General features: G+C 40.9%; 11 protein-coding genes. 4 read left to right on the top strand and 7 right to left on the bottom strand.

The features are described 5' to 3' along the window. Nucleotides 1–32 precede the first annotated feature (32 nt). The 6 genes from JOC28_RS06370 to JOC28_RS06395 all read right to left on the bottom strand — a co-directional run bounded on the left by JOC28_RS06370 (nt 33) and on the right by JOC28_RS06395 (nt 5,367). Entirely contained in the window at nt 33–650 is a 618-nt protein-coding gene (locus JOC28_RS06370; protein ID WP_205009843.1) for a CatB-related O-acetyltransferase, read from the bottom strand. Between the two features lie 93 nt (nt 651–743). Continuing rightward, the gene (locus JOC28_RS06375; protein ID WP_205009844.1) at nt 744–1,745 is read right to left on the bottom strand and encodes an NADP-dependent oxidoreductase; all 1,002 of its coding nucleotides are present in this window, start codon (nt 1,743–1,745) and stop codon (nt 744–746) included. Between the two features lie 12 nt (nt 1,746–1,757). Continuing rightward, nucleotides 1,758–2,174: an Rrf2 family transcriptional regulator gene (locus tag JOC28_RS06380; RefSeq protein ID WP_205009845.1), complete on the bottom strand. Its 417-nt coding sequence runs from the start codon at nt 2,172–2,174 to the stop codon at nt 1,758–1,760. 176 nt (nt 2,175–2,350) lie between these two features. Beyond that, nucleotides 2,351–4,690 (bottom strand): HAD-IC family P-type ATPase, encoded by a 2,340-nt coding sequence (locus JOC28_RS06385; protein WP_205009846.1) that lies wholly within the window; start codon nt 4,688–4,690, stop codon nt 2,351–2,353. A 175-nt stretch (nt 4,691–4,865) separates the two neighbouring features. Next, nucleotides 4,866–5,135 (bottom strand): hypothetical protein, encoded by a 270-nt coding sequence (locus tag JOC28_RS06390; RefSeq protein ID WP_205009848.1) that lies wholly within the window; start codon nt 5,133–5,135, stop codon nt 4,866–4,868. Nucleotides 5,136–5,172: 37 nt separating this feature from the next. Further along, nucleotides 5,173–5,367, bottom strand: a complete 195-nt coding sequence (locus tag JOC28_RS06395; protein ID WP_205009850.1) for a hypothetical protein — start codon at nt 5,365–5,367, stop codon at nt 5,173–5,175. A 141-nt stretch (nt 5,368–5,508) separates the two neighbouring features. Between JOC28_RS06395 and JOC28_RS06400 the strand changes: the two genes are divergently transcribed. After that, nucleotides 5,509–6,054: a TetR/AcrR family transcriptional regulator gene (locus JOC28_RS06400; RefSeq protein WP_205009852.1), complete on the top strand. Its 546-nt coding sequence runs from the start codon at nt 5,509–5,511 to the stop codon at nt 6,052–6,054. A gap of 84 nt (nt 6,055–6,138) precedes the next feature. After that, nucleotides 6,139–6,921, top strand: a complete 783-nt coding sequence (locus JOC28_RS06405) for a beta-carotene 15,15'-monooxygenase (RefSeq protein WP_205009853.1) — start codon at nt 6,139–6,141, stop codon at nt 6,919–6,921. Nucleotides 6,922–7,036: 115 nt separating this feature from the next. Here the strand turns inward: JOC28_RS06405 and JOC28_RS06410 are convergent, their stop codons facing one another. Next, nucleotides 7,037–8,980: a hypothetical protein gene (locus tag JOC28_RS06410; protein ID WP_205009854.1), complete on the bottom strand. Its 1,944-nt coding sequence runs from the start codon at nt 8,978–8,980 to the stop codon at nt 7,037–7,039. Nucleotides 8,981–9,232: 252 nt separating this feature from the next. Between JOC28_RS06410 and JOC28_RS06415 the strand changes: the two genes are divergently transcribed. Then, entirely contained in the window at nt 9,233–9,715 is a 483-nt protein-coding gene (locus JOC28_RS06415) for a QueT transporter family protein (RefSeq protein ID WP_205009856.1), read from the top strand. Between the two features lie 189 nt (nt 9,716–9,904). Further along, the coding region (locus JOC28_RS06420; RefSeq protein ID WP_205009857.1) for a hypothetical protein at nt 9,905–10,195 on the top strand (291 nt) is incomplete at its 3' end.

Here is a 10,195-nt window from a genome sequence, read left to right on the forward strand (position 1 = left end):
GTTTACTTAATGATTATCAGTTTTGGTACATCTTATTTTGCTTTGATCTCTGCTAGGGCTTGTTTAGATGCTGGTAGATCAACACTTGTCAGGTAAGGCATAGCTTCATCAAGCTCTTCTTCTGAGAAGTTCCACCATTCCAAGTCTTGAAGAAAGGCAATGGTCTCTTCATCAAAACGGTACTTGATGACACGGGCAGGATTTCCAACAGCAATGGCATAGTCAGGAATGTCTTTAGCTACAACAGCCTTGCTGCCGATAACGGCACCATTTCCAATCTTGACTCCTGGCATAATGGTTGCGTCGCGACCAATCCAGACATCGTGTCCAACAATGGTATCACCTTTATCAGGCATATCTGCTGCCGTCATGCCCATGTTTTGACGCCATTTCTCCTTAACAAGCATGAAAGGATAGCTTGAAACTGAGGCAATACTGTGGTTGGCAGCTGACATGATGAATTGAACACCGTTTGCCAGACTACAGAAGTTACCGATTGTCAAATCGCCATGCCCTGGAATATTGTAAAGAACATTGTCTTCTTCAAAATTCTCTCCTTCACGTTCCTTAGCATAATAAGTGTAAGCTCCAACTGTGATATTGTCCGCTTTTACTTGTTCTTTCAAGAAAATCATTTCATTTGCTGTCATAAGATTACCTCTTTCATTTCATTGATTGTTATTAGTATATAGCAGATCTGCGGTCATTTGAAGGACAGATTTGACCAAAAGTGTCGAATTGTCTTAGCTCACTTGAATAACGGTCTTCCCTTTTGAGCGGCCGTTAGCAACCTTATCAAGGGCTGCGTTGACTTGGTCAAAATTATAAACTGTATCAATTGATGGTTTGAGTTGGATGCGATTGAAGATATCTGCTACTTCTTGCAACTGCTGACCGTTTGATTCAACGTAGATAAAATCATAGCTAACGCCGTATTTCTCAGCCATCTTGTCAAATTTGCGACCTGCTAGACCAAAGAGAATTTGTTTCCATTTGGCAAGTCCCATACGTTTGGCAAAAGAACCATTTGGCATGGCTCTAAGGGAAACTAGGTGTCCACCTTTTTTGAGAATGGTCATCTGTTTCTCAGTTTCAGCACCACCTAAAGTGTCCAAAACATGGTCCACACCTGAGAGAAGGTTTGCATAGTCCTCAGTCTTATAGTCGATGAAACGATCAGCACCAAGTCCCAACACACGCTCCTCATGTTCAGCTGAGCCATTGGTCACAACAGTCAAGCCCTTAGCCTTAGCCAACGGAATAGCCATACCACCGACTCCACCAGTACCACCTGAGATAAAGATGGTCTCGCCAGCCTTAGCCTTCATCAGGTCAAGAGCCTGCATGATTGTCAACGCCGTTAAGGGAATAGCTGCCGCTTCAATATCAGTCAGATAGTCTGGAACAGTAGCTAGTGCTGCTTGGTCAACAGCAAGGTACTCGGCAAAAGCTCCGATATGATTGAGTGGCAAACGTCCAAAGACGCGATCGCCAATTTGGAAAGAATTAGCTGTGCTTCCGACAGCCTCAATGACACCAACAAACTCATTCCCAGCAGTTTGTGGGAGTTTGTAAGGCACAATCATCTTGACTTCACCACGTGAAATCATATTATCAACAGGATTGACACCTGCTGCTAGCACTTTGACTAAAACTTGATTACTTGAGATTTCTGGTTTTGCGATGTCATTTAATTGCAGTTGGATAGTGTTTTTCTTGTAACTTGTGTGTTGATATGCTTTCATTTTCTTTTCCTTCTAGTTTGATGCCTTTTGATAAAGTTTTTGGATAAGGTCTGCCAGACTTTCCTTAGCAAGGTCAGTCATCAGATCCTCTTCGATACGCCTAAAGGTCGGCTCCAAAACCTGACCGATATGCTGCCCAACTGGACAAGCAGGATTGGGGTCTTCATGGATATTGAGCAGAGATTTCTCAGGATAGACAGCACGATAGACCTTAGCAAGATCAATCTCACTCGCCTCCTTGGCTAGACTAAAGCCGGATTTTCCTTGCTGGCTGGTCAATAGCTCTGCCTGTTTCAAAAGACGTGTAATCTTTCTGATATGACTGGCATTGGTATTGACACTTTTGGCTAGCGCTTCTGAACTAGCGACTTTATCTGTCTCAGCTATGTAAACTAAAATATGCAAGGCTACTGAAAATTTTGTATCCATGATTTTCTCCCTCTAACTTGTACTCGATTTAGATACAAGTTTATCTAAAAAGATTATCTTTGTCAACAAGGATGACTCGAAAATAAAAAACAGACATCAGTCACAACTGATATCTGTCATAAATACTTGTTATTATTGAGATCTAGAGTCTTTCAGAACTCACTCTAATACCCTTACTATCCCTCTTTAAAAGCACCCTGCTTAGCACTAATCCAGAAGAAGAGTGGGGTAATCAGCACCATAATACCAACAAAGATGGTCAGCGTATAGCTATTGAGCGGCTGAATCGAAACATAGCTGGCTAGGAAGTAGGAACTGATGAAAAAGCCTAGAACTGAATAAAGAATCAGGGCAAAACGTGCCTTGGTCAATGGAAGACAGGCTCTTATAACTGATAGGAGCCCTGTTCCTCCTAGGACATAGTAGGCAAGTGTAGACATATCTTTCTGACTGAGATCTCCGTAAACCAGCATGAGGTGGAAGATGAGTACACTGATAACCAGCATCAAAGCGTTAGGGATTGATAAAATCAGCGCTCTCTTCAAGAAGTCCTTTTGAACTGGTCGGATATTGCGCTCAAAGGTCAGGATAAATGGTGGGAATCCTTCTACGAACTGCCCAATCAAGGTCATCTGTACTTGGACAAATGGGAAGACCAAGAGATATTCAGCCTTACCAAAGACGATACTTGCGATACAAAGCAAGCCTAGTAAGAAGGAATAGATCGTCTTAATCAAGAAAATCGGTGCAATATGAGCGATATTGTTGACCACTCGACGTCCTTCAAAGAGGATTTCTGGAATATCACTGAACTCAGAATCCAGAAGAACCAGATTGGCAATCTGCTTAGTCGCAGGATCTCCTTCTGCCATAACGATAGAACAGTCAGCCTCACGTAGAGCCAGAATATCATTGACCCCATCACCAGTCATGGCTGTTGTATGACCATTTTTCTTGAGGGTCTGAACCAAAAGTTTTTTCTGGTGGGGAGAGACACGCCCGAAAATAGCTGTGCTTTCAGCTAGAGCGACCAATTCCTCATCATTAACCTTAGAACAGTCGATGTAACTATTGTAATCCGCAAAGCCAGCCTGCTTAGCGATATGGGCAACAGTTACAGGATTATCTCCTGAAATAATTTTAAGCGTGACATCCTGCGAACGCAGATATTCTAGTGTTTCTGCCGCATCGTCACGGATTGGGTCAGCAATTTCAAGCAGAGCCAAAGCCTCAATCTGACTTGGGAGCGTCAGCTTATCTGTACGAATAGATTCTGGAGAATAAGCAAGAACAAGGGCACGTGACCCTCTCATCTGCGCAGCTTGGATTTCTGGCAGAGTCTCTGTCAAAAGCATTTCAGGGGCACCCAGATAGAGAGTTCCAAGGTCTGCAATCCCTACTGCTCCCCACTTGCGGTCACTTGAAAAGGGCACCGTTGCCAGACTCTCATAGTCGTGTCGCAAATCACCATAGGCTGTTCGGATGGCACGCGCTGTCGAGTTACTATCTTGACTAGTCTGCATATAGGCAGCCAACAGATGCTCAATTTCGTCCTTACTGAACCTATCTGACAGGAGATGCAGGTCTTCAACCGTCATCTGTCCCTTGGTGATGGTTCCCGTCTTGTCCAAGCAGAGGACATCCACACGAGCCAAGGTCTCAACAGAGTACATTTCCTGCACCAGAACATTCTTCATTCCTAGCTTGATGACAGCTGTCAAAAGCGAGGTCATGGTCAAAAGAGCAATCCCTTTCGGCAACATCCCTAGCAGGGCAGTCGATGTTGTCACGACAGACTCTTGTAGCGACAGCAACTTGATCAAATAAGCTTCAAAAAAGAGAGCAAGTCCAAATGGAAGAATAATTCTACCAGTAAAGGCAGCAATCCTATCCATACTTGCTAAAATCTGTGAGACAATCGGCTTGTGAACCTTGGCTTCAAGCATGAGCTTGTTGGCATAATTGTCCTGCCCAACGTGAATCACCTGAGCATAGACCTGACCGCTGGCTAAAAAGCTACCTGAGAGCAGCTCTGCACCTTCTTGTTTCAGAATAAGGTCACTCTCACCAGTCAACATTGCTTCGTTGAGCTCAGCTGTTCCCTCCAGAACTCTGGCATCACTAGGCACCTGCTCACCTGCTGACAGGAGAAGGATATCGTCTAGCACAATCGTTTCAGGTGCAATCTTGATGATTTCCCCATCTCTAACAACCTTAATGTCATCCTTATTCATCAGATTGAGCTTGTCAATCATACGGCGGGCACGCCACTCCGTCAGCATACCCGAGAAGGAATTAAGAACGATAATTCCAAAGAAAAAGGTATTCGACCAAGCCTGAACCGCTAAGAGCGCCAAAAAAATAGCGAAATTAAGCGCATTAAAAGAGGTAAAGACATTTCGTCTGATAATCTGCCAATTGCTTGCGCTGGTTTTGGTATTAAATTCGTTGGTCTGATGATTTTGTATTCGTACTTGGACTTCTTCCTTGGTCAGTCCTGTCAACTTATCTTGCATTTAACTTTCCTTTTAGTCATTCGGCTTTCGAGGATTTTTAACTTTCGCATCAAAGCATATATTATCTATTATACAATACTTACGATATTTCTCAAAAGAGGAGCCTGTTCTAAAAAGAAAAAAAGCGGAGCTGGCTACTCCACTGAACTTATAATTCGTAATCTAATCATGCATTTTATTTAGAAGCTGTCAGCTTAGCGACTACCCATGTTCCAATCCCTGCCAAAACAAGTGAGCCTGCTAACATAGGAACAAGGTTAAGGTCGGCGATTTCAGGACCATAAGCTCCTGGAAGAAGTTGATTAGCTGCTACTGCTCCCAAGGCTCCTAAAACGATATTAACAAGCCAGTAGGAAATTCCTACTTTTTTACCAAATAAGCTTGGAAGTGCTGTTGCTAGTCCTGCGATGATTGCTCCGATAATAATAGCTAAAATACTTGTCATATTGATTCCTCTTTCTTTGATTTATTCTGATATTTGTTTATTTTGTAAAATAGTCTAAAACTTGGTCTGCCTTACTTGTCGCAAAATCTTCTGTTTTCTGATAGGCTTGAACGATTCCATTTCCCAACTTACTGTCAGCCAAGTGTTCTTGTCCCCAACCAGACTGATAGGTCAGATAGCCAGCTGTAATTGCTGCAAGTGATAGTGTTCCAATAATAAGTGATTTTTTCATGTTTTCTTCTTTCCTTTGCTTGATGATATTAGTATAGTTGTTTTCTAAACCAGTTTGAAGGACAGATTTGACCAAAAGTGTCGAATCGAGTCTCTTTTTTGTTATAATTATAAAATATCAAGCAACAATAAGGAGAAAAGCATGGCTGAATCGGCTCAAGATAGACTTAAACAAGCTCTACTCACCCTCTTGGACGACAATGAGTTTGACCAATTATCGGTCAGTCAGATTTGTAAAGAAGCAGGCGTCCATCGTTCAACTTTCTACAATAACTATGACAGTCAATTTGATCTGCTGGAAGATACTAAAGACTACTTGATTCAATTATATTTAGATACCTACCCAGACTATCAAGCGCAGCTTAATGCTCCAAAAGAAAAAGGGAGTCTGCTGGACTCCTACTATCTGACACCTTATTTACAATTTATCAAGGACCACCAAAGAATTTATCGTATCTACCTTAAAAATCCCCTTGACTTTCACCATGCACTCAATGACCAAGACCATTTCGAAAATCATTTTATCCAAGGTTTTCATAAACAGGGAATTACTGATGAAAAACGTATTCGTTACATGGTAAATTTCTATCTGACTGGCATTCGTAAGATTATCTTTGACTGGGTTTCCGAAGGCTGTCAAGAAGATATCGACTTTATCGTCTCCATTATTCATGAACTCATTTATTAGAAAGGAATCTTTGTGAAGGCTGTTCATCTTACTCTGAGACTTGCAAAGAAACACTGGCTAAGCCTTCTTGCGAGCAACCTGATCATGATCATCATCGGTTATCTGGTCATCACACATACGACTGCTGATAATCAAGTCCTTAATTGGACCTTATCGATACTATCTGCTCTGATTGCTGCTGTGGACGTTTGGATTATTGTCTCGCTTTCCCGTTTTTTGGTCAATAGCTCCGCTATTTTACAAAATCGATGGCTAACAACAACAGTTGGAGTGACTTTTAGTGCCATCTACAACCTCTTCTATGTTGCCATCTCATTTTTATCAGGGGCAATTCTGAGATCTAGCTGGTATATGCTCTACGCAGTCTACCATCTGATTTTTGGTATTATCAAACACTATCTTGGCCACGATTTACGTAGGCAGAATGATTCCGAAAAGAACTGGCAGCACTACCGCCATGTCGGCTACTTCATGATACCTGCTGCAGCTATTTTCCATATCATGGTCATCGCTGTCGCTAGCAATAACGATAAATTAGAAAGCAAGTATCCAATGCTTATCTATATTGTCGCCCTTACGACCTTCATCAGCGTTATCACATCCGCTGTTAACCTCTTTCGCTTCAGACAGGACACGACACCAATCATGAAGGCAAGTAAAAACCTCAACTTCGCCGCTTCGCTCTTTTCACTCTTCTTCCTCCAAACCATGATGATGAAACAGTTCGGTGGTTCAGATGACCCATCTTACCACCGTCTCATGACTATCCTGCTAGGAACAATTATTTTTCTCATCCTGATCAGCCTTGGAACTTATATGATTTTCAAAGCCCATCACGAAGAAAAACGATTAAAAGAGCAAGTTTAAAGCTCAAGTAAAGCACATACACAAAAAACACTTAGAAGTCTCCTTATACCGAAGATTTCTAAGTGTTATTTTTTATGAAAGTAATGACCTAAGATAGGGTTTCTATTAGCAAGTCTTATTCCTCAATAAGATAGCCATCAGCATCTGTTGTATAAGTGATCCCATTACGTTCAAAGGTTTGTCCTTTAATGATATTCCCTGACTCGTCAGTAAACATGGTTTTTCCTTCATAGGTAAAGGAACCATTTTTTGATTGAGCACCATCTTCAAAGAAATACAAATCCTGTCCATTAATCGTCTGACGTCCAGTCACTTTCTGACCATCTAGACCGACATAGTACCAAGTATCACTACCTTCTGGCTTAACAAAATCAGCATAGACACGCTTACCAAGCGTATTGTAGAAGTACTCCTCTTCACTAAATTGATCGAAAGCTCTGTCGTATGCTCTAGCAAATTTACCATATACTTTTGAAAAATCACCATCAAATGGTACAAGGATACCATTCATACCAATAGTGTATTTGCTTCCTTTAAAGGAGATGACCTCTGACTCTGTAAAGGAATTATAGAATTTATTATTATAACTAGAGAGAACGTAATTTCCATTTTTATTAATTGTCAAATAATTATCATTAAATTCTTTACGTTTATTCCCTGTTAAATCACGACCTTCTATTTTATTACCATCTGAGTCAAATTGAGTAATGGTATACCGATTATTTAATCGATCTGGTTCTTTCTGCATATAGATAACATCTCTTAGAACTTCACCTGTATCTAAGTCTGTATAAGGATCTGTATATTTGGCTCCACTATTAATTCGTTGATAAGCATTTCCTTTGACTTGGAGACCAGTCTCAGTATCAAAATAATATTCAACCCCATCAATAAAATAGTAGCCTTTGGCCTTATCACCTGTTTCAGTAAGATAATACCAAAGATATCCTTTACCTCCTGGAGCATAATGTATCGAACCTGTTGCAACACCTAAGAAATAAGTAGTATCGTAAGAAATACTCACAAAACGATTACCTTGAACTCGCTCTCCAGTGTCTCCGTCATAGTAGTACTCTTTGCCATCTTCTGCAGTAGCAAAATCACCCTTTATCTGGATACCAGTTTGATCAAAAAAGTAAATTTTTCCATCTTCAGTTACGTAGGTACCTGTTACCTTATGTCCCTCATCATTGACATAATAATAGTGGTGTCGCGTTTCTGGGGCAGCATAGCGGCGCTGTGTTACAAATCTTCCATTAACATAAACCGTATCAAACCCAATATCTAATCTAAACTCATAAGGAACATCAATAAATTGGCTTGTTAATTTCTGACCTGTATTCGCATCATAGTAATAATCAAATTGGTCTTCACCCGTCACAAATTGTCCTTTGACTTGCTGACCAGCTTCATTGAAGTAGAGATCTTGACCATTAATCGTTTGATTTCCTGTGACTTTTTGACCTTCTGCATCCACATAGTACCAAGTCACACCGCCATCTGCAGTCACAAAATCACTACTTACACGTTGCCCAGTCTGACCATCGTAGTAGTACTCCTTACCGTCTTCTGCAGTAGCGAAGTTTCCCTTAACCTGATAACCGTCTTGATCAAAGAAGTAAGTTTGACCATCAATCTCAGTTGTCCCTACTGCTTTCTGACCAGCTTGATTATAGTAGAGCCATTGGTCACCTGATTGTACAAAACCAACTTCTTGAGTCGTTTGAGGCTCAACCTGTTCTGGCTCTGTTTCTTCAGTCTTATCAGCAGCATGCTCAGTGTTACTAGTTTCCTGGCTGTTCTCTGATCCTTTTTCAGAATCAGTTGTCACAGGCTCCTCAGTCTGCTCCTCTACTAGACTAGTCGATTCAGTCTCTTGGCTTTGACTCTCAGTACTTGTCTCGGTCGTAGCCACAACTTCCTCTGTCGTTACTACTGTTTCAATTTGAGGCTCTCCAACCTCATCAGCTGAAACAGTTAGTTGATTTGCTGCAAGGATTAAACTTGACGTACTAAGCACCAAGGGCAGCAAATACTGGTATCTATGTTTCTTCGGCATTTTAATCTCCTTTTAGTTAATGTCTTATTATTTTACAAAACAGTAATATTTATGTCAATATTTTGTAACTGAAATTATATCTTTTTAATCATCTTTAGAAAACTATTTCTTTTCACTGCCTAAAAAATCTTGTCAGCTCTGCCATTTTCCCCTATAATAGAAAATCGATAGACAGTTCGTAATATCCTGTCTCTAAATAAAACTAGGCTTGAGTCGCTTATCATTCTGGCGGCTGAAGCTCAAGGAGGAAGAATGACTAAGAAAAGTTTAAAAACCAATCAGAAATTGGTTCTATCCGCAATTTTTATGGCAACCTACATTGCTGTTCTCTTTCTATCACAGGCTATTTCCTTTGGAGCCTATCAGATGCGACTGGCAACAGCAATTTACGGATTGACCTACCTCTATCCCTTTTTAGCACTGCCACTTAGTCTTGCTAATGCTCTGGCAAATAGCTTTGGCGGACTGGGAATTATCGACATTATCGGTGGATTTTTCGCAGGAATACTAACAACTGGAGCAATCTGCCTTATCAAAAAGCTCAGACTAAATGTTTGGATGGTTGCCCTCGCAATTTTCCTCATCCCATCTTTCATTGCTCCACTATGGCTAAGCACCTTGTTGCAAGTTCCCTACTGGGCACTCGTTATCAACCTCTTAGTCGGACAATCAGTTCCTGGAATTATCGCTGTGCTGCTTGTCAAAGCACTAGAAAAACGCGGTTTTCATCTCTAAATAAAATACAAAAACTCCTCAAATTATTGAGGAGTCAGAATGTAGACAAACCTAGTTTACAACAAAATTTAAAATCAAAGCTCTGCTTACTTAAAATAAATCTTCCGATTTCATGCGAGCGGAGTGCTAAGACTGTCTTAGGCATTTACCAGATACTTCCGTCGTGATGAAAGTGTAAGAAATGGCTATATGAAAGCATTTCTTACACTCGGAATATTTGAGAGTGAAACAGTCCAGTGGACTGTTTCAGGTCTGAGCCTTGAAACTAGAAAGCGAAGAGGCTCAAATGGAATTCCACTGATTCCTGAAATCATCCACTGGATAATTTCACCTGACGTCCGACATCACTTAAGGAAAGTATCGAAAAAAGACTTTATCTTCAACCAAAGAGGCTGGGCAAAAACTAGCTTCAGAATAGAAAAAAACGAGCACTTCCGCAGTCGGAGATGCTCGTTTTCCAATGTCATGGTTTATAATTAT

The organism is Streptococcus loxodontisalivarius (genome assembly GCF_016908645.1).
GTDB classification, from domain to species: Bacteria; Bacillota; Bacilli; order Lactobacillales; family Streptococcaceae; genus Streptococcus; species Streptococcus loxodontisalivarius.